Here is a 25,439-nt window from a genome sequence, read left to right as displayed (position 1 = left end):
CAGCAAAATAAATTAATAAATCGCCATGTGATCACGATGGATCATTTCTAGTGAACGTGCTTCACCAAGTACTTGGTAGACTTTTTCAGAAGACAGTCCCTTAACCATTTCAGCTGAGCGCGAACTAAAATTCACACGACCAACGGCAATTCTAGCGCCACTCTTATCTACACATTCAACAACATCACCGCGATCAAAATGCCCTTCTATCGCCTTGACACCTACAGGTAATAAACTACGATGTTTAAGTTTGATCGCTTCAACTGCACCGTCATCTATAACTAAACGACCCGCTGTTTGCAAATGCGCAGCCAACCATTGCTGATGTGCTGTGACACGGTCATTATCAGTCGTAAATAAAGTGCCCAACATTTCACCCGCCATCAAACGAGCAAGTACATTTTCACTTTCACCACTGGCAATTAAAGTTGGACAACCAGACTTTGCAGCAAGGCGAGCTGCACGAACCTTGGTAACCATACCACCACGACCAAGTACGCCGCCACCGCCTGCCATTTCAAACAGCGTGTCATCTAATGCACGAACAGATGAGAATAATTTAGCATTAGGGTTACTGCGTGGATCTGAATCAAACATCCCTTGTTGATCAGTCAAAATAATCAACAATTCAGCCTGAACTTGCCCCGCAACCATTGCTGCTAAAGTATCATTATCACCAAAACGAATTTCGTCAGTTGATACTGTATCATTCTCATTAATTACAGGAATGACTCGCCAATCGATTAAATTCTGTAGAGCATCACATGAGTTTAAATAGCGACGTCTGTCAGCTAGATCATCATGTGTAAGGAGTACTTGTGCAGTTTGGATACCATGCTGATCAAGTACGCTAGACCATGTATGAATCAGTCCCATTTGACCAATTGCAGCGCAAGCCTGCAGACTGGGTAGATCAGTGGGTCGACTCGCAAGCTTCATGCGTACCATCCCTTCTGCAACTGCTCCTGAAGACACAAGTATAATCTCGTGTCCAGCATTGTGTAGATCAGCAATTTGCTTCGCCCAGTGGGAGATCGCATTCAGATCTAAACCTTGACCATTTGCAGTGAGTAGAGATGATCCGATTTTAACAACGATTCGTTTACACGCATTGAGCTGACGTTGCCCATCGACCACTTCTATCATTTTATCCTCGGTTCACTAATCACGAACGTAGATACTTTCTACGCCGCCTTCATCTTCATCATCATCAAAATCTTCATCATCGTCCAAGTCAGCTTCACGCTGAGCTTTACGCATAGCACGATATGCTTCTTTTGCTGCGATGGTTTGTTCACGCGTTTCAGCTTCAAGCTGTTCACGTAATGCTTTAATTTCTGCAGCGTACTCTGGATCTTCAACTTCACGCTCACGTTGTTGCTCGATTTGATCCATTAAGTAATAAACAACTTCCTTAGTACCTTCTGCCATCAAACCAGAAGTTTTAAATACAGGACCAGTCCACTGCAATTCATCTAGAATGTGCTGACACCACTCATCTCTCGATTCTTCAGGAAGTTGATCAAGTTTATTTAATACAAGAACAATCGGAAGTTTTGCTAATGTCGGAGAGAATTTTTCTAATTCAGCTAAAATTGCACGTGCATTATAAGCTGGATCTGAACCATCAATTGGTTGTACATCAACAATATGCAGAAGAATACGTGTACGTGCCAAGTGCTTTAAGAAGCGAATCCCTAACCCTGCACCTTCAGCTGCACCTTCGATTAATCCAGGAATATCAGCCATAACAAATGAACGATGACGATCTGCATCTACAACACCAAGATTCGGAACCATCGTTGTAAATGGATAGTCAGCAACTTTTGGTTTTGCCGCACTTACAGCACGAATAAATGTCGATTTACCAGCATTCGGCATACCGAGCAAACCTACATCTGCTAAAACTTTCAATTCTAGACGAACTTCACGGTACTCACCTTTGATCCCGTGTGTACATTTACGTGGTGAACGATTGGTAGATGATTTGAAGTGAGTATTTCCCAAACCACCATCGCCACCGTTTGCCACTTTTACACGTTGACCGTCAGCAACTAAATCACCAATGATGTCGCCTGACTCGGTATCTACAATTGTTGTACCAACAGGTACTTTTAAAATAATGTCTTCGCCACCACGACCTGAACAGTTCGCACCTGAACCATTCTTACCACGTTCAGCACGGAAACGTCGTGTGTAACGATAATCAACTAGGGTGCTGGTATCATCATCGGCTTGAATATATATACTTCCGCCACGTCCCCCATCGCCCCCATCAGGGCCACCAAAAGGGACAAATTTTTCACGGCGAAAACTGGCTACGCCATTGCCACCGTCGCCAGCCTCTACGGTTATGACTGCTTCATCAACAAAGCGCATGTGCCAATCCTCTAAAATCTTAAAAGCGGACTATTTTGCCACATTTTAATAAATTTCTCGAATAGAATAATCAGCAAATGCATATCAAACGCTAAAAAAGAGTTTTTTGTTACCTTTAAGGCTTTACATTCTTCAATGGCAAATCCATTTTCATATCTAAATTCGCTTTTGTATCTTGCACTGAGTTATACATGATTGCGTTGAATGAGGAAATATTACTCATATTGATAGCATCATTCATATAAAAGCTTGGCTTAAATTGATGTTTTACAGGAAGTGTAACCGATTCATCGAATCCAAAATGAACGGGACCATCAAACACAATTTTAACTGGAATGGTATATGTCCGCTTTAATTCAAATGGTATGTCTAACTTAACTGGCACATTCAATTTGAGTGGAAATTTAGGCAATAATTTATTTTGATAAATTAAATCAGTGGATGTTTCAATAGGCATAAGTTCATCCACTTTCAACATCGTTTGATAATTAATGTTGACTGTAATTGGTGTTTCAACTTCAAAACTCAAATCCGCTAAATATTTTCCTTTTAACGGCAATTGCAATGTGCGATCAATATCTAAAGTAGTTTGTAATTGACCTTCAGACCGAACTCGTAAATGTTCCCCTACCTGAATTTTGGTTCCTAAAGATTCAGGCAATCGAATATCAGCTTGTTCAGCCGATACAATCAAAGATGCCTGAATATTCAGATAAAACCAAAATAAAATCGCCACTAACGTAGTGAGAATCACAAAACTGATCAATAAACTTTTAAGTGATTTGGTGATATCCATTACTCACCTATTTTAACGTCATGAGGTGATGCAGGCTCATCAACAGGTTGAGTTTTCACACGATCTAAATACATTGTAGATAGTGGAATTTTCAACTCACCGTCTGCAATTTTTACAGGAAGTGTATTTTTCACATCTACCGATGCACTTAACTCAGAAGTAATCGGTACGTTTAATTTTCCTTGAATTGGAATATTGGCATCAAGCTGTGCTTTTAGAGGAATATTTAGATTTTCTTTAAGCACTGTTCGTACAGGCGCATCAAATTTCAAATGAACTTTTTGATGTAAAGGAACTTGAATATCTATCGGCACAGCAAGTTTTAATGGAATCGTGCCTTTTAATGGCAACGTGACATCATTACCTAATATTTTAACTTGAACTTTGGTATCAATTGGTAAATTTTGATTTACCTGAATCGTTTCTTTAACTGGAATAGTTGTACTAATTGGTACGAGATTATCAAAATAAACTCTTGGTGTAAGTGTTTGTGTTAAAGGAACATTAAGCTGCTCATCTATTGGGATTTTTGCATTGACTCGACCATCAACATCTACATTAAGTGCATCTTTTACTTTTACACGGACTTGCAATGGTTCTTGTAAATCAATCGCAACATCTTGATCTTTTAAAGGTATATAAATATTGAAGTGTTTAAATACCCACATTGCAATATAAACACCACATAGGTTTGCAACAATGATAAGACCAAATATCGCCAATAAACGTCTAAACTGCAACAATGAAGTAATCCTAACTAATCCTATCCCTTTGTGATTATTTTCGTCTATTTTAATGTTTTAATCTGCATAGATTCTGTACAGTCAATTAAAAAGCCCAGTCTAAACTGGGCTTTTATTGTATAGCTTTGCTAACAAATATTATGCATTTGTTTCAGCAGGAACTTTTGCATAGCTCACGCCACACATTTGTTCAGCAATACGTAAAACTTGACAGCTATAACCCACTTCGTTGTCATACCAAACATAAGCAGTTAAACGGTTACCAGAAGTGATTGTTGCTTGCGCATCAAATACACCAGCAGTACGAGAACCGATAAAGTCACTAGATACAACCTCAGTTGAGTTTGTATAGCCAATTTGACCTTGTAGATTAGAGTTGATCGAAATTTGACGAATGTATTCGTTTACTTCTTCACGATCTACTTCTTTCTCTAACGTTAAGTTCAAGATCGCAAGAGAAACGTTTGGTGTAGGTACACGTACTGAGTTACCAGTTAATTTACCTTTAAGTGCTGGTAAGGCTTTAGCAACAGCTTTAGCAGCACCAGTTTCAGTAATAACCATGTTTAGTGTAGCTGCACGACCACGGCGATCAGCCTTGTGATAGTTATCAATCAAGTTCTGGTCGTTAGTGAATGAGTGAACTGTTTCAACATGACCATTTAATACTTTGTATTTGTCATCTAAAACTTTTAATACAGGTGTAATTGCATTCGTTGTACAGCTTGCTGCTGAGATGATTTTGTCTTCATCTAAGATATCAGCTTGGTTCACACCAAATACAACGTTCTTCATGTCACCCTTACCAGGTGCAGTCAACACAACACGAGCAACGCCAGCGCATTGTAAGTGTTGGCTTAAGCCATCAACATCACGCCATTTACCTGTGTTGTCGATAAGAAGAGCATTATCAATACCGTAAGCTGTGTAATCTACTTCGCTTGGGCTTGATGCATAAATCACCTTGATGAATTGACCATTTGCAATGATTGCTTCGTTTTCTTCATCAACTGAGATTGTGCCGTCGAATGTACCGTGAATTGAATCACGACGTAACAAAGAAGCACGTTTTGATAAGTCACCATCAGATGATTTACGCACAACAATCGCTTTTAAACTTAAGCCACGACCTAAACCAGATTGACTGATGATTAAACGCGCTAAGATACGGCCAATGCGACCAAAACCGTAAAGTACAACATCTTTTGGCTCAGCAGCTTCTGAATTACCTTGGATTGAAGAAACAGCGTTTGCAACAAAAGCGTCAACATCACCACCTTGGTTTTTATATTCAACAGCAAGTTTGCCGATATCAACTTCTGCAGAACCAATATTTTCAACTTTCATCAACGCTTCCAAGATTGGGAAGGTATGAACAACTGAAAGTTCAACGTCTAACATACGTGTACGACGATGAGTTTTTAAAATTTGGATCACTGAACGGTTAATTAAAGAACGACCGTAAACAGAAACAACAATATTTTTCTCACGGTATAATTGACCAATTAAGGTAATCATACGTTCCGCGATTTCTTCACGGTTTTTCCAACGACCTTGGTGTTCTGCGTGTAAGGCAATGATAGTTTCTTTGCTCACAGTTACGTCCTCTAATTTATATATACTGGGCGTGAATTTTAAAACGCCACAATTGTAATAGAATTATCATCAATATTGAATCAAAAGCTGCTAATCGGGCTAAGATTTTGTCCCAATTGACTATAAATTCATAAAATACCTATAATTATTTTTATGATTATTAGAAAATCATTTGTATTCAAGCATTACTTTTATCAATTCACTCACTCATAATCTTCTTAGCTCACCAAAACAACTACTCCTACTTCGTTATTCTACTTCATCGTTTGGTTTTATACGTTTGGGATAGTGCTTGAGGTTGACCTCAAGTTGATTCTGACGTCGCTTCTGCTCCAAGAGATGTAAAGTACCTTCTAAAATTAGCACCAATACTGCCAACCAAATTGGAATATAAGTCAGCCACTCTTCCGCACCAATTTTTTCACCAAGTAATAAAGACACAAGCGCCAATAAAACAGGCTCTAAATAGCCCAATAGACCAAAAATAATTAATGGCAAATATCGACTAGCTAAAATGTAACTCCCCAGACCAATTGCACTAAGTAAACCTAGACCACTAACCACAAAAAATAAACTTGGAGACTCTAAAAACTTCACATACGGTGTTGCTCCAGTATGCGTAAGAAAAATAGCAATTGGCAGTATCAACAATAAATCCCACCAAAAACCACCCAAATTATCGGTATGTATCTGCTTTCTTAAAATAAAATAAGCAGCATACCCTATCGCTACAAATGCGGTTTCCCAAGCAATACTTCCGAGTCGCCAAACCTCATGCCCCACACCAAATACGGCTAGTAAAACTGCGACCCACTGAAATTTTGAGAGTTTTTCGCCATAGAGAATACTTCCCGCTAGCACTAAAACCAAAGGAAGCAGGAAATAACCTAATGAAACTTGTAACCCCCGACCATGCATTGGCCCCCATAAAAATAACCAAAGTTGCGCTGAGGTAAGTATCGAAGTAATTATTAATAATAGAATTAAACTTGGCTTAGCTAATATTCTTTGAAAGATCGATTTGATATGAACCAAATCGCCACTCATCCACATAAATAAAGTTAAAAAAGGTAATGTCGCAATAATACGCCAACCAAAGGTTTGCTCACTATCAAGCGCACCCAAAAACTGAGTATAAAAATATAAAACACCGAACGTTACTGAAGCCAAAATAGAATAGGCTATTCCTTTAAACATTTTGAACCTCAGCGTTATTAGACGCTTTAATAAATACTTGACTTATCCACTATATAAAAATAAAAAAACCATGCAAGCATGGTTTCGTGTAAGTATAACTTATTTATCGATGGTCAGGAAAAATTACATCGCTAACATCAAAACCTAGAGATTTTGCATAGTTTAAATATTCTAAGATGGTTTCTTTTTTAGGGTTAGGTGTTCTAGATAATACCCATAAATATTTACGTCTCGGTTCACCAACTAAAACTGTTTGATATTCTTCATCCAATTTCAAAATCCAGTAGTCGCCACGTGCTAAAGGAACCCATCGAACACCTTCTGGTAAAAAACTCACACTTAATTTTGTGTTAAATGGAGCATTTACGACAAAGGCTTCACCTATACTTTGCTGTAAATTTCCATCTTTATCATAACATTTATTATCAACAACAATATTGCCATTTTCGTTAAGTGTATAAGTCGCTGAAACGTTGTAGGCACATTTACGTTCAAAGAACATAGGTTTGCGTGCAACTTCGTACCATACTCCCAAATACTTATCCAACTCCACCTTATCAACAGTTGCTAAAGGCTTTGTTTGAGCATATGCAATTGTGCCAGCAGCCAAACCTGTTAGAACAACACCACCCACTGCAATTTTAGCTAGTCGCCAACTCGCTTTTGGAAAAGTTTTAATAAATGGCATGGGAAATCCTCAAAAACAGAAATTTGTTATAAATAGTCATATAGTTAGCTTAGTAACATAGCCCAATTTATAAACAAAAACTGTTGCGATATGTATCATCTAACAGGATTTATCTCCACAATTATGACTGCAACATATGCGCTTTCATTCGAACAATCTCATCACGTAATCGAGCTGCTTGCTCAAACTGTAACTCTTTCGATGCTTTCAACATTTCCTTTTCCAATTTAGAAATATGTTTTGCAAATAACTTTGGATCAGAAAGTAAATACTGTTCATCTGCACTGATTGACTGAGCTTGCTCAAGCACTTTTTCATCGATTTCATCATCACTAAGCACTTCGCCAGTATCAATTTCTTTAATGGTTTGTCGCACAGCACTGCGTGGTGTAATACCGTGAAGCTCATTGAACTCAATTTGCTTATTGCGACGACGCTCAGTCTCATCCATAGCCTTACGCATAGAATCTGTAATGCGATCAGCATATAAAATTGCCTTACCCTTCACATTACGGGCCGCACGACCAATAGTTTGAATCAATGACCGTTCTGAACGCAAGAACCCTTCTTTATCCGCATCTAAAATAGCGACTAAAGAGACTTCTGGCATATCCAAACCTTCACGCAACAAGTTGATCCCAACCAGTACATCATGCACGCCTGTGCGTAATTCATGAATAATCTTTACACGCTCAACCGTATCAATATCAGAATGCAGATAAGCTACCTTGACACCATACTCTTTTAGATATGAAGTTAAATCTTCAGCCATTCGCTTGGTCAGTGTGGTCACAAGGACACGTTCATTGACTTGTTTACGGACGTTAATCTCAGATAAAACATCATCCACTTGCGTCAACACTGGACGCACTTCAATTTCAGGATCAATTAACCCTGTAGGACGAACCACCTGCTCAACAATTTGTTCTGACTTTTCCAACTCGTATTGCGCTGGTGTTGCACTTACAAATACCGTCGTCGGAACAATACGCTCCCACTCCTCAAACTTCATTGGACGGTTATCCAAAGCACTCGGTAAGCGGAAACCGTAATTCACTAAGTTCTCTTTGCGCGAGCGGTCTCCTTTGTACATCGCCCCAATTTGAGGAACAGTTACATGGGATTCATCGATAATCAGCAAAGCATCTTCAGGAATATAATCAAACAAGGTGGGTGGTGCCTCACCTGCTCCTCGACCTGAAAGATGACGTGAGTAATTCTCAATCCCGTTGGTATAACCAAGCTGTTGCATCATTTCTAAATCATAGCGTGTACGTTGCTCAATACGTTGAGCTTCGAGCAATTTATCATTGTCTTTAAAAAATTTAAGCTGATCTTTTAATTCATCTTTAATCGTATCAATCGCGCGGGTTAGATGATCTTTTGGTGTTACATAATGACTTTTCGGATAGATTGTTACACGAGGAACTTTACGCACCAATTTACCTGTCAAAGGATCAAACCATCGAATAGAGTCAACCTCATCATCAAACAGTTCAACGCGAATGGCATCTTGATCAGATTCAGCAGGAAAAATATCAATAATTTCACCACGGATTCTATAAGTACCGCGTAAAAACTCTAACTCGTTGCGTGTGTATTGCATTTCAACTAGTCGACGAATAATGTCATCTCGACTGACGCGATCCCCTTGCACGATATGCAATAGCATTTGCATATAAGCATTTGGATCCCCCAAACCATAAATCGCCGATACTGAAGCAACAATAATTGCATCTCTGCGTTCTAATAATGCACGAGTTGCAGAAAGTCGCATCTGATCGATGTGATCATTGATCGCTGAGTCTTTTTCAATAAACGTATCTGAAGAAGGAACATAAGCTTCAGGTTGATAATAATCGTAATAACTTACAAAGTACTCAACCGCATTGTTTGGAAAAAAGGCTTTAAATTCTCCATAAAGCTGTGCTGCAAGGGTTTTGTTATGTGCCATCACGATGGTTGGGCGTTGTGTTTGAGCAATCACATTTGCCATCGTATAGGTTTTTCCAGAACCTGTTACCCCTAACAACAATTGATTGCGAAAACCTTGCTCAATTCCTTTGACTAATTTTTCAATCGCCTGTGGTTGATCCCCCGCGGGTTGGTAATTTGTCACTAAATCGAAAGGTTGATTTTCGCTCACAAGTACACTCTTTGATAAAATTTAAAAATAGTTTAACAAATCAATCTGGGCTAGTTACTGCTTTTCAAGTTTAGTTGCATTTTATTAATAAGGTAACAACTGCCCATCCCAATTTAATAATTTCCCATGCTGATGTTTAGATAAGTTGTTCATCACGGCAATTAATCGATCGGCAGTTTGCTCAGCACTATATAATTTTTCTGGCGAAATATTGCGTTGGAATGGTTTAGATAATTCTGAATCCGTTGTTCCTGGATGAATACTTGCCACGAGAATATTTGACGATTTACGTGCCCATTCGATACTTAAATTTTTAATGAACATATTCAGTGCAGCTTTGGTCATTCGATAGCTATACCAACCTCCTAAACTATTATCCTCCAAACTCCCGACTTTAGCCGACAAGGAGAGCCATTTTAGATCATAATTTTTATTTAGAATTGGAGCTAAGGCTTGTGCAAGATGGACATGGGTCATTACGTTTTGTGATAAAGATTTATAAATCCATTCATCTCGAATTTGACTTAACATTTTCTCAGGCATATTGATATCTTCATGCAATACACCAGCACAACAATAAATTTCTGAAACCTGAATATGATCCAAAAATTCTCGCACATGGTCTATTTGATTAGGATCTGATAAGTCAGCTTGTAAATCACACTCTCTAAGCTTCTGGCGACTAATAGCATAAATTTGCTTTGTAGGTTGATGAATTAACTGTTTAAAAAGTGCATGACCAATTCCACCTGAAGCCCCAGCAATAACGATACTCATTTGGATCACCTAAAGATTAATCATTTTTCAAACTTGAGCTTAGACAATAAGATGTGAATTTCATGTCACGAGAATTTTATCGCAATTCCCTTAACTGATTTGAAATAAAAAAGACACTTAAGAATTTGAAATTCTTAGCATAACAATTAAATATTTTTTTACTTGACCCTATTACAAATCAATAGCAACATGGTTACAACGACAACGCAAAATACGAATTCCAATGACATATCAATACCATGACGAAACAATCATTACAGAGCTTCCAGAAGACACTGTTTTTGTTTTTGGAAGTAATTTAGCAGGTATTCATGATACTGGAGCTGCACGTATAGCTGCACAACATTTTGCGGCGGTAAAAGGTGTTGGTCGTGGTTGGGCTGGTCAAAGTTTTGCTATTCCAACGCTCAATGAACATTTGCAACAAATGCCTCTTCCACAGATCGAACATTACGTTAATGATTTTAAAATTTATACAAAAAATCATCCCAAAATGAAGTATTTTGTGACTGCTCTTGGATGTGGGAGTGCAGGTTATAAATTTTCGGAAATTGCACCATTGTTTGAAGGCATTTCAAATAACGTGATTTTCCCACAATCTTTCAAACCCTATTTAGAACCTGACCGCAAAAGACTTTTCCCAACGTTGACTCAAGAATGGGTGAAAGCTTTTATCAAAAATGAAGTTATTTTTTTTGATGAATACGGTTATGAATCTTATGAAGAAGCTCTCAACACGACTTCGTTGTCACCTGAACAGCAACAAATTGCATTACAAATTTTAAAAGAACCGATGTACCCATGTGATCGGTATGATCGTGGTCGTGAATATGAAATTAACGATACGCTCAAACATTTATCTAGCTTATTTAATTTCGATGAAAATGACGAAAAACCGATGATTTTCATTGGGACGATTATTGCATTGATGGAACTATACGAATTTGATGAAGATGACTTCATTCACCTATGGAATGGAGACATCCAAATTGATCATAGTGTAAATCGTTAATTGATAAGATCAGCTAAACCAAATCCCACAACAATTACAAATACAAGATTTGGTTTACATGGTTCTCTATTTGATAACTGATACACATTGCTTTGTGTATATTTGATTTACATCAATATTATTACAAAAAAATTTTAGCTTTCATCACACTGACTTATTTCTTTCATACTTTATCCGCCTATAATCAACATCTGATGAATAAAAAGCACACATAATAAGGATCAGATTGTGTGATTAAACTTAATCAATAGGGACATCTGAATGAAAGCTCAATCTCGTAAATTTATTGTTGCAAGCTCTGCAATTTCGATCATGGCTTTAAGTTATGCTGCGTTTAATCAAAGCAATACAAATCCAACTGCTCCAGTTAAAACCAACTCGATCAATCAAAGTACAACAAACTCTCTATCTACAACTTCATTATCAGTCGCAACACCCAAATTAAAAAGTACGATTCAAGCTCCAACAAATTCAAATACACCGATTAAAAATCAATATATTGTGGTTTTAAATCCATTATCCGAGTTACCGAGTACAGCTGCCAAAAATATCGCTCAACAATTTGGTGGAAAAATTCTATTTGTTTATTCAAAAGCAGTTCGTGGCTTTGCGATCAGTATTCCTGAAACAGCAAGTGAGCAATTTATTCAAGCAATGCAAAGAAATCCTCAGGTTAATTTCATTGAGCAAGATGCTGTCATACAAACTAATCTAACCACTCAGTCAAATCCTTCATGGGGCTTGGATCGAATTGATCAAAACAATCTACCACTCAGCAAAAGCTTCAGTTATGAAAATACTGGTGCAGGTGTTAATGCCTATGTTGTAGACACAGGAATCTTGTCAACACATCAGGAATTTACAGGCAGAATTCAAAATGGTTTTAGTGCGATCAATGATGGTCGAGGGACAGAAGATTGTGATGGTCATGGCACACATGTAGCTGGAACTTTAGCAGGCACCACATATGGTGTAGCTAAAAATAGTCTTATCACCCCAGTGCGCGTTCTAGACTGTAATGGCTCTGGTGCAATGAGTGGCGTCATATCAGGCTTAGACTGGATTATTCAAAATGGTCGCAAACCCGCTGTAGTGAATATGTCACTGGGAGGTAGTGCATACAGCACATTAGATACTGCAGTTGATAATCTCGTGAATAACGGTTTCGTTACTGTGGTCGCTGCAGGTAATTCAAATACCGATGCGTGTAATAGCTCACCTGCACGAGCGGCAAAAGCAATTACAGTTGCAGCAACAGACAGTAGTGATAATCGTGCAAGTTATTCAAACTACGGAAGCTGCGTAGATTTATTTGCACCTGGTAGCAATATTGCATCAGCATGGATTGGTAGCAACACAGCGACAGCCAATTTAAATGGTACGTCGATGGCATCACCTCATGTGGCTGGTGTCGTGGCAACTTTATTAGAAAGCTCCCCTACAGCTACTGTTCAAACAATAACAACTCAGTTACTCAGTTCTGCTACTGCGAATGTTGTATTAAACGTTGCTGGTAGTCCAAATAAGCTTCTTTACAACACTGTGTCGAGCGTAACTCAGCCGACTACTCCGACTTCGATTGTTAGAATTAGCCAATTAACTGGTTCTTCTGTAATCGTTTCAAAGTTAGGAACATGGCGCGCTAATGTCATCGCAACTGTGACTGATTCAAACAATTTACCAATCGCAAATGCGACAGTAAGTGGAGGTTTTAGTGTTGGAGGAACATCAGTAAATTGCACGACAAATTCACAAGGTCAATGCCAATTGAACAGTGGTAATATCAGCCGATTTACGAGCAATACCAAATACAGTGTCAAAAATATTTCAGGTACCAATATGACTTACGCTTCTAGTAGCAATATCGTAAGCTCAGTTACCATTTATCGTTAATAGATAGAACGATAATAAAAAACCTCGCAAGCTGCGAGGTTTTTTATTTCAATCACACTGTGACTTGATTAACGCTTGCCCATTGAACGACGTGTGCCACGTGGTGGCATCCAAGTACGATCAGCATACTGTTCAGGTTTTGGTCTCACCTGATTGTGTGTTGACTGCTCATCTGAGTCATCTTGCGCAGATGGCATCGGGAAAGGTAATTTCACCAAAGCTTTTTTGGCTTTTGGTTGTTGCGTACTCATTAAAATTCTCTCGAAATCTAAATTTCTAGCGGCTATTGTAAAGGATTTTTGATATTTTGATAAAAATAAAATATGTAAAAAACAAAATCCTATAAATCTCCAGTATTTGGTAACTTTTTATTCGATTAAGGCAACTTTCGACCACACCTCATCGTATTTGAGCTAAAATATGATGCTTTTTATTTTTTAATCCCATAAGAAGGAATAATGCCGTGGACGTACGTCTATCTGATCGTGTAAATGCTATCAAACCGTCCCCTACACTAGCAGTTACGAATAAAGCTGCAGAGCTTAAAGCTGCTGGTAAAAACGTGATTGGTTTAGGTGCAGGCGAACCAGACTTTGATACACCTCAACACATCAAAGATGCCGCAATTGAAGCGATTAACAAAGGCTTTACAAAATACACAGCAGTTGACGGCACTCCAAGTTTAAAAAAGGCGATTATTGCGAAATTAAAACGTGATAACAATTTAGATTACCAACCTAACCAGATTTTGGTATCTTGTGGTGGTAAGCAAAGTTTCTTTAATTTGGCTCTTGCGCTCCTAAATAAAGGCGATGAAGTCATTATCCCTGCACCATTTTGGGTAAGTTATCCAGATATGGTGATCATCGCTGAAGGTACGCCAGTGATTGTAAAATGTGGTGAAGAACAACGTTTCAAAATCACACCTGAACAATTAGAAGCTGCGATCACACCAAATACTCGTTTGTTAGTACTTAATAGTCCTTCAAACCCAACAGGTATGATTTATACCAAAGCTGAGTTAGAAGCTCTTGCTGACGTTCTACGCCGTCATCCGCAAGTTTTAATTGCATCAGATGATATGTATGAACCAATCCGTTGGGAAGATGAATTCTATAACATTGCGACGATTGCTCCTGATTTATACGACCGCACTATCGTACTCAATGGCGTATCTAAAGCTTATGCAATGACAGGCTGGCGTATTGGTTATGCTGCAGGTCCAGCAAAACTAATCGGTGCGATGAAAAACATTCAATCACAATCTACATCAAACCCAACTTCAATTTCACAAGTAGCAGCTGAAGCCGCATTAAATGGTCCACAAGATGTTCTTCAACCGATGATTGAAGCATTTAAGCGTCGTCATGACTTAGTTGTGAATGGTCTGAATGAAATCAAAGGTATTTCTTGCTTACCAGCAGATGGTGCATTCTACGCATACGCAAACATTCGCCCATTGATTCGTGCTAAAGGCTTAAAATCTTGCACTGAGTTTTCTGAATGGTTGCTCGAAGAAACTGGTGTAGCTGTTGTACCAGGTGATGCATTTGGTTTAGGTGGCTTTATGCGTATTTCATATGCAACTGCTGATGAAGTGTTGGTAGATGCTCTAACGCGTATTAAAAATGCTGCTGATTCAATCGAAGGCGTTGATGCAGCAATTGCTTCTATTGAAGCAGAGAAAATAGCTTAAATATTAAAAAATAAAAAAGACCTGTCTTGTACAGGTCTTTTTTATTTCAGAAATTTTAAACACGTTTTGGACGACTTAATGTCAAATAATGACAATAGAAAGGGAAACTTTCGTTCAAAGCAATTTCTTGGACTTTATTTTCTAAAGTATTCCAAGCATATGCATAGGCTTGTTTAAATAAACTATTCTTTTTAAAAGCGAAAAGAAATAAAGAGTTTTGACCATTTCCCCCATCTTGTGTTGGCAACAAATAATGCGATTTTGCTAAGGTCTTGAGCTGATGCTCAGTCCATTTATCACCAAGCCAAAGTTGCAATAAATCACCTAAATATAAGCGCTCATCACTAAAACTTGCGAAATGAATATTTGCACTCTCTACGACCTGATAATATTGGGAAGGATCGTTAATTATATTGAGATAATTTTGCTTATAGAAAGAAAAATTAGAAAAAATAGATTCAATACGAAGAATAGTCATTTCGACCTCCGATTTAGCCATTTTAGTGCTGGCAAGTTGGGTTAAATCCACACTGTTTAGACTGATCTAAACACTTTTGTTAAATCAAAATCTAACAACAGCCCCATCAAAATTCAAGTTTTTTTTATAGACTTTGCTTAACTGTGCAAATAAAAAGCATCCAACATCAAAATATAAGAAACTTGATGTTTTTCGCTTGACCGATTTTAAAACCCGCCTATAATGGCACTCAGATTCTCCCATAGCTCAGTCGGTAGAGCGACGGACTGTTAATCCGCAGGTCCCTGGTTCGAGCCCAGGTGGGAGAGCCAAGATTCAAAAAGCCTTTATCTTTGATAAGGGCTTTTTTATTACAGATATAAAATTTAAATGCCCCTATTTCTAGAGGCATCTTGGTCAATTCATTTTTTTAAGCGGCAATATTTGCAGGAACGCCACTATGAAAACGGAAAGTATCATCTGGAGTTAAAATCAGGTTCTTTTCCACTTCACGGATATGTTCAATCCGCTGCTGAATATTTTCTTCAGGGTCTTTCAATTTTGCTGTTTTAGCTACATCTAAAGCCAGCGCTAAATAATCTTCAAAATGACGAGACTCTGATTTAAGCAAATATCGATAATAACGCCCTAACTCATCATCAACCTTCGGTGCGAGTGAGTAAAATCGCTCACAAGAACGCGCCTCGACAAATGCACCAATGATCATCACATCAATCAAAGCCTCAGGCTCATAAGTACGAATTTCTTTGCGTAGCTCCCCAGCATACCGCCCCGCACTTAAGCCTTTCCACTCTAAACCACGTTTAGTCATGAACTCTAACACTTGCTCATAGTGCAGCATTTCTTCACGAACTAATTGAGCTAACTTTACTTGCAGATCAGTAAAAAAACTATAACGGAACATTAAGTTCATCGCTGTTCCCGCAGCCTTTTTTTCACAATTCGCATGGTCTTGCATTAAGATATCTAAGTGATTAACAGCTTCATCTAACCAAGCTTGAGGAGTCGTACAACCCAAGAAATCAATAACAGGTTGCATTAACTCATCGTAATTTAAATTACTCATCCAATTATCTCTCAGCCGCCTGAATTGCTGCTTTCATATCTTTGACTGCTTGGGCTAAACCTACAAATATACTATCAGCAATAATTGAGTGCCCAATATTGAGTTCATGAATTTGTGGAATCGCAGCAATCGGTGCAACATTATTTAGATTCAAGCCATGTCCTGCATTCACAACTAGCCCTTTAGCTGCTGCATATTCAGCACCCTTGATAATGCGCTCTAATTCAGCATGTTGTTCTGCTTCAGTTTCAGCATCAGCATAAGCTCCCGTATGAATCTCAATGGTAGGAGCACCACATGCTACTGCTGCATCAATTTGAGCAAAATCAGCATCAATAAATAAAGAAACATCACTACCAATTGCTTTGAGTGCCTCAGTAGCCGCTTTGACCTTATCAAAATGACCTACCACATCCAAGCCTCCCTCAGTCGTTACTTCTTGGCGACGCTCTGGAACAAAACATACATGTTGTGGTTTGATTTCTTTGGCAAACTCAACCATTTCATCGGTAACAGCCAATTCAAGATTCATACGCGTTTTCAATAAAGGACGCATCCGACGAACATCGTCATCTTGTATATGACGACGGTCTTCACGCAAATGCAAAGTGATCCCCTCAGCGCCTGCCTCTTCACAGATTAAAGCAGCTTGAACTGGATCAGGATAAGTAGTACCACGTGCTTGTCTTAATGTCGCAACATGATCAATATTTACACCCAATATTGCAGCCATAAAAATATCCTATAGGTTATTACACAAAGCAGTTCAGATACTGCCTCAAGAGAATTAAGATTGAGTATTTTGAATCCACAATTGCCGACTTTTTAAAGGGCGATCACCCAATAATGCGCTAATCATCTGACGATATAGTTTACTCAATAATTGCAATTGCTCGTTAGCAAAATCCTGTCCAAGTTCATAACTTTGCATCGACGTGATTAAACGTCCTTCTAACGTAGATCTAGATGCTTGCGCAACAGGCATAAAACCATCATTTAGTTGAAATTGGTAATGCTGAAAAGCAAGAATTTCTTGTTGATTTGCATCAATCGAAAAATCTATTGCATAACCAAGTTCTTGCAATAGAACATGTTCAAATTGACGTAAAATCTGTTTCAAAAAAACTGAGGCTTGCGGATGTGAAGCTAATTGTTGTAACTGCAACAATATCACTTGGTATTGTTGAAAAGTTTGCGACATAGCCTCTTCTAGTGGACATAAACGCAATAAAATTTCATTTAAATAAAATCCAGCAAAAAAAGCATCACCATGAAAAAAAACAGGCTGATTTAGAATTTCTAATTTAGTGAAATTTTTGAGTTCCGACTTACCTGAAGCTTGTAAGCGAATTGGCTGGTATTGTGGAGGAGGTATTTGCCTTAAAATTCCATCCACGCGCCCATATTCTTGTGTAAACAAATGCACAATATGACTTTTTTCACGGTATTTACGATGGTGAATTAAATAACCATGTAGAACTTCATTGCGCATCATATGACAAGATCAGTCCTTGTCTTCCTCATCGTCTTTCTGCTCTTCATCATCAGGAATGACTGCACCAACTACAGCAGCAGTGCCTTTTACCACACCTTTAGTGGTCTTGTAGGCAACTTTAACAGGTACGGTTATAAGCTTGTGAATACAACCTTGCAACATGAATACACACATCACGATAGCAAATACATGTATTGATTTTTTCATACCTGTTTCCTTGTACATTATTGCTTAGATGTCACTATAACCCAAGCTTTTGAGCGCACGCTCATCATCAGACCATCCGCCTTTAACTTTCACCCAAAGCGTCAACATGATCTTTTGTTCAAACATTTTTTCCATGTCTGTACGTGCATCCATACCGATACTTTTTAGTTTCGCACCTTTGTCTCCGATGACAATTGCTTTTTGACCTTGGCGCTCCACAAAAATCGTCGCATCAATATAGGTACAAGGTGGTTTTAGACGACCAGTTTTTTCATTTACTGTCGCCTCTTCTGTTTTAAATGATTCAATTTGTACCGTTAAATCATACGGAAGTTCTTCACCTAATTGACGCATAATTTTCTCACGAATAATTTCACTCGCAAGAAAACGTTCCGAACGATCGGTAATTTGATCTAATGAATATAAAGGTGCTTGATAAGGCAAATATTTTTCAATAGTGTCACGTAAATGTTCTAGATTAGCGCCACGTAGTGCCGACACTGGAACAATTTCAGCAAAGTCCATTAATTTGGCACGTTCACGAATTAATGGTAGCGCTTCATTCTTATTTTCAAAAGTATCTAGCTTATTGATCACCAGAATGACTGGCATTTCTGCATTCTTAAGTTTCTCTAAAACCAACTCATCATTTTGAGTCCATTTTTGAGCATCGACCACAAATAAAACTAGATTCACATCTCGTAATGCTGAATGTGCAGCACGATTCATCATTTTATTAATCGCACGCACTTCTTTTTTGTGCATCCCTGGCGTATCTACAAATACAGCCTGAGATTTCTCACGTGAATCAATACCGACAATTTTATGACGTGTCGTTTGTGGCTTACGTGAAGTGATCGAAAGCTTTTGACCTAGCAAGTGATTCATTAATGTCGATTTACCAACATTAGGACGACCAACAATTGCAACGAAACCGCTTTTAAAGTCGGAAGGAATTGTTGTCCCTTGCGAGCTAAAGAACTGATCAATTAAATTATTACCATCTTGCGACTCAATTGCATCTGGCTTATTTTCATCTGAATGAGACATTCGGTTATTGCTCCAATAATTTTAAAATTTCGGCTGCTGCAGTTTGTTCAGCAAAACGCCGACTTGAGCCCTCACCAATAAATTTTGGCATCCCTTCAACATTGCATTCAACTTTGAAATGTTGGTTAGGTGCATCACCTTGAATATCTACAACCTCGTAAACTGGGAGAGGTTTTTTACGTGCTTGTAAATACTCTTGCAGGCGTGATTTCGGATCTTTGAGCTGATCTGTCGGTTCAATATGATCTAGATAAGGCTCATACCATTTTAACACAATGCTTTGCAGTAGATTTAGGTCATTACTATCTAAATAAATCGCACCAATAATTGCTTCCACAGTATCAGCTAAAATAGACTCTCGATGATGTCCACCTGATTTTAGCTCACCTGTACTTAAGATTAATGACCGACTCAGCTGTAAGTCATTCGCAATTTTCCCTAAAGCTTCTTGACGAACCAAAGTCGCACGCATTCGCGTTAAACGCCCTTCATTCTCTTTAGGATATGTGTGATAAAGATAATTAGCGATGATCATCCCTAATAATGAATCGCCTAGAAATTCTAGGCGCTCATAGTTATGCTTATGGCTCACAGAACGATGAGTCAATGCCAGTTTTAACAAATCAAATTGTTGAAACTGATGACCTATTCGATTCTGTAGTCGAGCGTCATTCAGCTTGTTGTTTGGCAGATTTTTGGTCAAAAGTCTTCTCAAAAGTCATAACTAAACTAATATTAAGCATGAAAGGCTTACGCACTTCATACTTTTTCTTAACGATTAAATCATCTTTATAAGTCACGATTGCAACATCTTTAAATCTCAAATCCCGAACGCCATTCATATCTAGACGTTGATCCATTTGCTGAGCAAACTTTGCTGGTGTGATATTTTCTGGACTATCCTTTAATACACCTTCGATTTGAGTATTGATAATTTTATCGTCCCAATACGCTGGCCATATCGCAATAGCAGCTTTAACTGCAACTGCAAAAAGAACCACCCCAAATAAAATAGCAATATATGAAGCCCCTTGCTGAGATTTACGCATTTTATACTTCCTATGTGTTTTTATTAATCAATCTTACCATTTCGGTTAAAACTTGGAAGATTAAAACCAGGCTCTTTATGCATCCAAATATAGAATGCTCGTCCAGTTAAATTTTCTTCCGGTACAAATCCCCAAAAACGACTGTCCGCACTTTGATCACGGTTATCACCCATTGCGAAGTATTGCCCTTTCGGTACAGTTACTTCCCAATCTTGACCATTACTTTGAATGAATACGTCATTTGCTTTTGCAACAAATGGTACTAAAGCTTCAGCACCTTTTAACTGAGCGAATTGATATTGTTCTGCTAGCGGGTTACGCCCATCTAGATAACGAATCAAATGCTGATGCTCACCCAAAGTCTCTTTAAAATAATACACAGTCGGTGTTTCTAATTGATCTTTTGCTCGATTTACTTCAGTGGCAACTTTGGCTATTTGTTTACCATTGATAATCAATTGCCCAGATTTAAACTGGATATGGTCTCCAGGTAATCCAACTACACGCTTAATATAGCTAATTGTGGGCTGTGGCGGGTATCTAAAAACAATTACTTCCCCACGCTTTGGCTCACCAACATCAAGTACTTTTGAGTTCACAATTGGTAGACGCACGCCATAATCAAATTTGTTGACCAAAATAAAATCACCAGTCTCTAAGGTTGGTACCATAGAGTCTGAAGGAATATTAAATGGCTCATATAAAAATGAACGTAAAACCAAAACAACAGCTAAAACTGGCCAGAAGTCATAGGCCCATGTGATAATAAAATTTTCCTGATCACGACCTTTATTTGCACGCTGTTTAAATACAAACTTATCAAGCAACCACACTAGAAAAAAAATCAGTGTAGCAGGTACTAAAATCAAATTAAAATCAAAATCCATGGGTGAGTCCTAATTATTTCTTTATCGTTCGACTTTCAATACAGCTAAGAAAGCTTCTTGTGGGATTTCAACACTTCCCACCTGCTTCATGCGCTTCTTACCTTCTTTCTGTTTTGAAAGTAATTTCTTCTTACGAGACACGTCGCCACCGTAACATTTTGCCAATACGTTTTTACGCATTGCTTTTACAGTAGAACGAGCAATAATTTGTGCGCCAATCGCTGCCTGAATTGCAACATCGAACATTTGACGAGGAATCAAATCCTTCATCTTTTCAACCAAAGCGATTCCGCGATGGCGAGCATCCTGACGGTGGCAAATCATTGCTAATGCATCAACTTTCTCACCATTAATTAATACATCAACCTTAACTAAAGATGAACTCTCAAAACGTACGAAGTTGTAATCGAGCGATGCAAAACCACGTGAGCAAGACTTCAATCGATCAAAGAAGTCCATTACCACTTCAGCCATTGGGATTTCAAATGTGATAGACACTTGGTTTCCAAGGAATTTCATATCCTTTTGCACACCACGACGCTCTACACATAAAGTCATCACATTGCCTAGATACTCTTGAGGAACAAGAATATGACATTCTGCAATTGGTTCACGCAAATCTTCGACTGTTGATCCATCTGGCATTTTTGATGGACTGTCGATATAGATGGTTTCACCTTTTTTGGTGAGTGCTTCATAAATTACAGTAGGTGCTGAACTAATTAAATCTAAATCATACTCACGCTCTAAACGTTCCTGTACGATTTCCATATGCAACATACCAAGGAAGCCGCAACGGAATCCAAAACCTAATGCATCTGAGCTTTCTGGTTCAAAAAACAATGCCGAGTCGTTAATTTGCAGCTTTTGTAATGCTTCACGGAATGGTTCAAAGTCGCTAGAATCAATTGGGAAAAGCCCAGCATAAACTTGCGGTTTAACCTTTTTGAAACCTGGTAGAGTGGCCACATCAGGTGTCGATGATAAAGTAATGGTATCACCCACTGGTGCACCAAAAATATCCTTAATCCCCGCAATAACGAAACCTACTTCACCAGCTTCTAGGATATCGGTCTCAGTATGCTTAGGGTTGAAAACACCAACTGAGGTAACTGGATGTGTTTGACCAGTCGATTTCACTAGCATTTTATCGCCTTTGCGGATACGACCTTGTTTAATACGAACAAGTGAAACCACACCGAGATAATTATCAAACCATGAATCAATGATTAAAGCTTGTAAAGGAGCTTCACGATCACCTTCAGGTGCTGGAATAACGTCAACCAAACGCTCTAAAACACCCTCTACACCCAAGCCAGTTTTTGCTGAACATGTTGGAGCATCAGTTGCTTCAATACCAATGATTTCTTCAATCTCGTGAATAACACGCTCTGGCTCAGCTTGTGGAAGATCAATCTTATTTAAGATTGGTAATACCTCCAAGCCCTGCTCAATTGCTGTATAACAGTTCGCTACAGACTGAGCCTCAACACCCTGTGCAGCATCGACCACTAGTAATGCACCTTCACAAGCAGCTAAAGAACGTGATACTTCATATGAGAAATCTACGTGGCCTGGCGTATCAATAAAGTTAAGCTGATATTCTTGACCATTTGGATGTGTGTAGTACAAAGTAACGGATGCAGCTTTAATGGTAATCCCACGTTCGCGCTCGAGCTCCATTGAATCCAGTACTTGGGCTTGCATTTCACGATCTTGCAAACCACCACACATTTGAATAAAACGGTCAGCCAAAGTGGACTTACCATGGTCAATATGAGCAATGATCGAGAAATTTCGTATATTTTTGATATCTACGGATTTTTTAGCTTGCGCCATGGGTTACCTTGAGAATATTGAACGCTCATAACTTTTTAGTTGCTATAAGCCAAAACGGTTTAACAAAATTGTTGCCGATTATAACAGAAGCCAATTTTAAAGTATTCAAAATAATTATCTTGCTTTCAAAACCTATTGCTTTAGCTTACTCGCGAAGCAACTTAATCTACTTGATGGTACAAAACTGAGAAATCCATAGGATTGAGCTTAGCGGAAATAGGTTGATATGCTTGTGTGAAGCTTGGTGACATACGTTTTGGACGCCCTGTCGAAATTTCAATACAAGCCCACTTAGTATTACCCATAAAAATAATGCTTTGATCTTTAGGTCGATAAAATGCGTACTGACGAAATGAATAAAGTGCATTTAGATCGTCTAGCCAAGTTCTTAAAATAATTTCTTCACCTTCAAGCGCAGCTTTCCGATATTGAACATGATGCTCGACTGCCACCATCGCATGCTTAAGTTCAAAATACTGTTTTAACCCCAAACCTAAAGCTTCGATATGTGCTGCAGCTACGTCTTGCATCCATTGGACATACATCACATTGTTAACATGACCCAATACATCTATATGCTTAGCTTCTACTTGAATTTTTAAATCAAAAATTGTGCTCATATTACTTATTAATCACTAAATTCAACGATCATGGCATACACTAGTGCAATCTAGTTCCAATTTCAAAAATAAAAACCACCCAAAATTTGGGTGGTTTCAAGACCATTAATCTTATTTAAGGTAAGCGTAAACCTAAAATTGCACGTTGCCCCTGACGAATAATTGCAACTCGCGCAACGCTATTTTTTGGTAAAGCAGCTACCGTTTTTGCAAACATCTGACTGTTTGTGATCGGAGTTCCGTTCACCTGAATAATCACATCACCCGCGACGATATTAGACAATGATGCTAATCCACCACGCTTAACATCTTGAACTAGAATTCCACCATTAACATCCAAGCGAGTTTGCTCTGCTTGAGTTAAATTACGGATACTCATCCCTAAACCACTTGTTGGATTATTCTTATCTTCTGCAGCTGGCGTATCATCTGGCGCGGTGCCGAGTGTTGCCGATATAGTACGAGTTCTATCATCTCGTAAAACATCTAATTGAATCGTTTGGTTCGGGGCTACCCGATTAAGCACATTTAACAAATCACTTGTGCGCAGAATTGAATTTCCATTGATTTTCAAAATCACATCACCCGACTTCAGACCTGCTTTTTCAGCTGGCGATTTAGGTGTAACTTGTGTGATGAGAGAACCTTCAGGTTTTGGTAATTTATAAGCCTCTGCTAGGTTACGATCAATATCTTGCAACATCACACCAAGATAAGAACGTGTCACTTTACCATTCACTTTTAATTGCTGAACAACATCCATCGCAACATCAATAGGAATAGAGAATGACAATCCCATATAACCTCCAGTTCCACTGAAGATACGAGAGTTAACACCAATCACCTCACCTTGTTGATTGAACAAAGGGCCACCAGAGTTACCTGGATTTAAAGCGGCATCTGTTTGAATAAATGGAACAGAAGTTTCACCACTCATATTTCGAGACTTTGCACTCACAATTCCAGCTGAAGCTGAATAATCAAAACCAAATGGCGAACCAATCGCGAGAACAGGCTCACCAACTTTGAGTCGATTCACATCACCGATTTTTAATTCAGGAAAATTATTGCCATTCACTTTGAGAACAGCAACATCTGTTCGCTCGTCACTTCCCACTAAGGTTGCATCGAGTTCACGACGATCATTTAGGGTGATACTAATTCTGGATGCATTCTCAATTACATGATGGTTGGTAACTAAATAACCATCTTTACTAATGAAAAATGCGCTGCCGTAAGCAGTTTTTTCTTGTGGTCCCTGCTGCTGCGGGATAATGATCTGATTACCAAAAAAACGACGTAGTATTTCTGGTACTTGTTGCTGTAACAACTCTTCCTGAGTCATTTTCTTGACAACATTTACACTCACTACCGCAGGACTAACCTGTTCTACGAGGTTTGAAAAATCTACTGGTGACGCAGCATTTACTTGTGCAGCTGCTACTGTAAATACCGCAGTGAACAATCCTTGTTGTATATATCGACTTTTCATAGAAGCAAGAACCTACATACTGATGATCGAATAGAAATTTAAGCTAATGTTTTATCATAAGCTACATTTTTATTTCGTTAAAAAATGTTTGTATTTTCGAGGTATACAGACAAATTTAAAAATAAAATTATGGAGAAAATGTGGAGAAATATATTCTTCCTAATTACAGCTTGAGTTTCTATTGAATTACTTAAATAGAAATTAAAACCATGTTGCTTCACGTAACTTATGTTCAATCTATGTGAAAAGTTTAATTCTTGGCATATAGACTAATTATCTGGTTATTCGCTAAAAATTCACGCAATTCTAAGCAGAATAGCACTTGCCTTTTTT

At 38.4% G+C, this 25,439-nt stretch carries 25 protein-coding genes and 1 tRNA gene; 4 read left to right on the top strand and 22 right to left on the bottom strand.

Features of this window, described 5'->3' with window-relative positions; translation table 11 throughout:
* Positions 1–12 precede the first annotated feature (12 nt).
* From proB to H2677_RS05125, 9 genes are all read right to left on the bottom strand, one after another.
* Positions 13–1,146, bottom strand: a complete 1,134-nt coding sequence (gene proB, locus H2677_RS05165) for a glutamate 5-kinase (protein ID WP_004913414.1) — start codon at positions 1,144–1,146, stop codon at positions 13–15.
* A 15-nt stretch (positions 1,147–1,161) separates the two neighbouring features.
* On the bottom strand, positions 1,162–2,379 hold the full coding sequence (gene cgtA, locus H2677_RS05160; protein ID WP_004913416.1) for an Obg family GTPase CgtA: 1,218 nt from the start codon (positions 2,377–2,379) through the stop codon (positions 1,162–1,164).
* Between the two features lie 115 nt (positions 2,380–2,494).
* Positions 2,495–3,175, bottom strand: a complete 681-nt coding sequence (locus H2677_RS05155; RefSeq protein ID WP_004913418.1) for a hypothetical protein — start codon at positions 3,173–3,175, stop codon at positions 2,495–2,497.
* Positions 3,175–3,918, bottom strand: coding sequence for a hypothetical protein (locus H2677_RS05150; protein ID WP_004959703.1), 744 nt, complete (start codon positions 3,916–3,918; stop codon positions 3,175–3,177). Before H2677_RS05150 ends, H2677_RS05155 begins: the two co-directional genes overlap by 1 nt.
* 138 nt (positions 3,919–4,056) lie before the next feature.
* On the bottom strand, positions 4,057–5,514 hold the full coding sequence (locus H2677_RS05145; RefSeq protein ID WP_004953105.1) for a glyceraldehyde-3-phosphate dehydrogenase: 1,458 nt from the start codon (positions 5,512–5,514) through the stop codon (positions 4,057–4,059).
* Positions 5,515–5,763: 249 nt separating this feature from the next.
* On the bottom strand, positions 5,764–6,711 hold the full coding sequence (gene rarD / locus H2677_RS05140; protein WP_212639281.1) for an EamA family transporter RarD: 948 nt from the start codon (positions 6,709–6,711) through the stop codon (positions 5,764–5,766).
* A gap of 103 nt (positions 6,712–6,814) precedes the next feature.
* On the bottom strand, positions 6,815–7,399 hold the full coding sequence (locus tag H2677_RS05135) for a lipocalin family protein (RefSeq protein ID WP_004953101.1): 585 nt from the start codon (positions 7,397–7,399) through the stop codon (positions 6,815–6,817).
* 121 nt (positions 7,400–7,520) lie between these two features.
* The gene (uvrB, locus tag H2677_RS05130; RefSeq protein ID WP_130576120.1) at positions 7,521–9,545 is read right to left on the bottom strand and encodes an excinuclease ABC subunit UvrB; all 2,025 of its coding nucleotides are present in this window, start codon (positions 9,543–9,545) and stop codon (positions 7,521–7,523) included.
* A gap of 84 nt (positions 9,546–9,629) precedes the next feature.
* Positions 9,630–10,322: an SDR family NAD(P)-dependent oxidoreductase gene (locus H2677_RS05125; protein ID WP_212639280.1), complete on the bottom strand. Its 693-nt coding sequence runs from the start codon at positions 10,320–10,322 to the stop codon at positions 9,630–9,632.
* Positions 10,323–10,545: 223 nt separating this feature from the next.
* Here H2677_RS05125 and H2677_RS05120 point away from each other — a divergent pair, with 223 nt between their 5' ends.
* Together H2677_RS05120 and H2677_RS05115 are read left to right on the top strand one after the other, a co-directional pair.
* On the top strand, positions 10,546–11,334 hold the full coding sequence (locus H2677_RS05120) for an A1S_2505 family phage non-structural protein (RefSeq protein ID WP_004913430.1): 789 nt from the start codon (positions 10,546–10,548) through the stop codon (positions 11,332–11,334).
* A 261-nt stretch (positions 11,335–11,595) separates the two neighbouring features.
* Positions 11,596–13,227: a S8 family peptidase gene (locus H2677_RS05115; protein WP_212639279.1), complete on the top strand. Its 1,632-nt coding sequence runs from the start codon at positions 11,596–11,598 to the stop codon at positions 13,225–13,227.
* Between the two features lie 68 nt (positions 13,228–13,295).
* Here the strand turns inward: H2677_RS05115 and H2677_RS05110 are convergent, their stop codons facing one another.
* Positions 13,296–13,478 carry a hypothetical protein gene (locus tag H2677_RS05110; protein ID WP_004913435.1) on the bottom strand — a complete coding sequence of 61 codons (183 nt, stop codon included), beginning with the start codon at positions 13,476–13,478 and terminating at the stop codon, positions 13,296–13,298.
* Between the two features lie 212 nt (positions 13,479–13,690).
* On the opposite strand from H2677_RS05110, the gene H2677_RS05105 reads away from it, so the two are divergent.
* Complete coding sequence (locus H2677_RS05105; protein WP_075696288.1) at positions 13,691–14,923, top strand: pyridoxal phosphate-dependent aminotransferase; 1,233 nt, start codon at positions 13,691–13,693, stop codon at positions 14,921–14,923.
* A gap of 55 nt (positions 14,924–14,978) precedes the next feature.
* Here H2677_RS05105 and H2677_RS05100 read toward each other — a convergent pair whose 3' ends face one another.
* Complete coding sequence (locus tag H2677_RS05100) at positions 14,979–15,401, bottom strand: hypothetical protein (RefSeq protein ID WP_212639278.1); 423 nt, start codon at positions 15,399–15,401, stop codon at positions 14,979–14,981.
* Positions 15,402–15,636: 235 nt separating this feature from the next.
* Here H2677_RS05100 and H2677_RS05095 point away from each other — a divergent pair.
* Positions 15,637–15,712, top strand: a tRNA-Asn gene (locus H2677_RS05095).
* A 98-nt stretch (positions 15,713–15,810) separates the two neighbouring features.
* Here the strand turns inward: H2677_RS05095 and miaE are convergent.
* The 11 genes from miaE to H2677_RS05040 all read right to left on the bottom strand — a co-directional run bounded on the left by miaE (position 15,811) and on the right by H2677_RS05040 (position 25,106).
* On the bottom strand, positions 15,811–16,467 hold the full coding sequence (gene miaE, locus H2677_RS05090) for a tRNA-(ms[2]io[6]A)-hydroxylase (RefSeq protein WP_212639277.1): 657 nt from the start codon (positions 16,465–16,467) through the stop codon (positions 15,811–15,813).
* A gap of 4 nt (positions 16,468–16,471) precedes the next feature.
* The gene (pdxJ, locus tag H2677_RS05085; RefSeq protein WP_004913445.1) at positions 16,472–17,200 is read right to left on the bottom strand and encodes a pyridoxine 5'-phosphate synthase; all 729 of its coding nucleotides are present in this window, start codon (positions 17,198–17,200) and stop codon (positions 16,472–16,474) included.
* Between the two features lie 54 nt (positions 17,201–17,254).
* Complete coding sequence (gene recO / locus H2677_RS05080) at positions 17,255–17,962, bottom strand: DNA repair protein RecO (protein ID WP_212639276.1); 708 nt, start codon at positions 17,960–17,962, stop codon at positions 17,255–17,257.
* A 9-nt stretch (positions 17,963–17,971) separates the two neighbouring features.
* Positions 17,972–18,169, bottom strand: coding sequence for an NF038104 family lipoprotein (locus H2677_RS05075; protein WP_212639275.1), 198 nt, complete (start codon positions 18,167–18,169; stop codon positions 17,972–17,974).
* Positions 18,170–18,193: 24 nt separating this feature from the next.
* Entirely contained in the window at positions 18,194–19,219 is a 1,026-nt protein-coding gene (gene era, locus H2677_RS05070) for a GTPase Era (protein ID WP_087540055.1), read from the bottom strand.
* Positions 19,220–19,223: 4 nt separating this feature from the next.
* Positions 19,224–19,922 (bottom strand): ribonuclease III, encoded by a 699-nt coding sequence (gene rnc, locus H2677_RS05065; protein ID WP_004913454.1) that lies wholly within the window; start codon positions 19,920–19,922, stop codon positions 19,224–19,226.
* Positions 19,888–20,268, bottom strand: a complete 381-nt coding sequence (locus tag H2677_RS05060; RefSeq protein WP_125298380.1) for a DUF4845 domain-containing protein — start codon at positions 20,266–20,268, stop codon at positions 19,888–19,890. Before H2677_RS05060 ends, rnc begins: the two co-directional genes overlap by 35 nt.
* Before the next feature lie 23 nt (positions 20,269–20,291).
* A complete protein-coding gene (gene lepB / locus H2677_RS05055; RefSeq protein WP_075696287.1) occupies positions 20,292–21,155 on the bottom strand; it encodes a signal peptidase I in 864 nt (287 codons plus the stop codon).
* A 21-nt stretch (positions 21,156–21,176) separates the two neighbouring features.
* The gene (gene lepA, locus H2677_RS05050; RefSeq protein ID WP_004913460.1) at positions 21,177–22,994 is read right to left on the bottom strand and encodes a translation elongation factor 4; all 1,818 of its coding nucleotides are present in this window, start codon (positions 22,992–22,994) and stop codon (positions 21,177–21,179) included.
* Between the two features lie 161 nt (positions 22,995–23,155).
* On the bottom strand, positions 23,156–23,614 hold the full coding sequence (locus H2677_RS05045) for an acyl-CoA thioesterase (RefSeq protein WP_212639274.1): 459 nt from the start codon (positions 23,612–23,614) through the stop codon (positions 23,156–23,158).
* 115 nt (positions 23,615–23,729) lie between these two features.
* Positions 23,730–25,106 (bottom strand): Do family serine endopeptidase, encoded by a 1,377-nt coding sequence (locus H2677_RS05040; RefSeq protein ID WP_004913465.1) that lies wholly within the window; start codon positions 25,104–25,106, stop codon positions 23,730–23,732.
* Positions 25,107–25,439: the final 333 nt, after the last annotated feature.

It is taken from the genome of Acinetobacter junii (assembly GCF_018336855.1).
GTDB lineage: Bacteria > Pseudomonadota > Gammaproteobacteria > Pseudomonadales > Moraxellaceae > Acinetobacter > Acinetobacter junii.
This window is presented reverse-complemented; position numbering and strand designations above follow the sequence as displayed.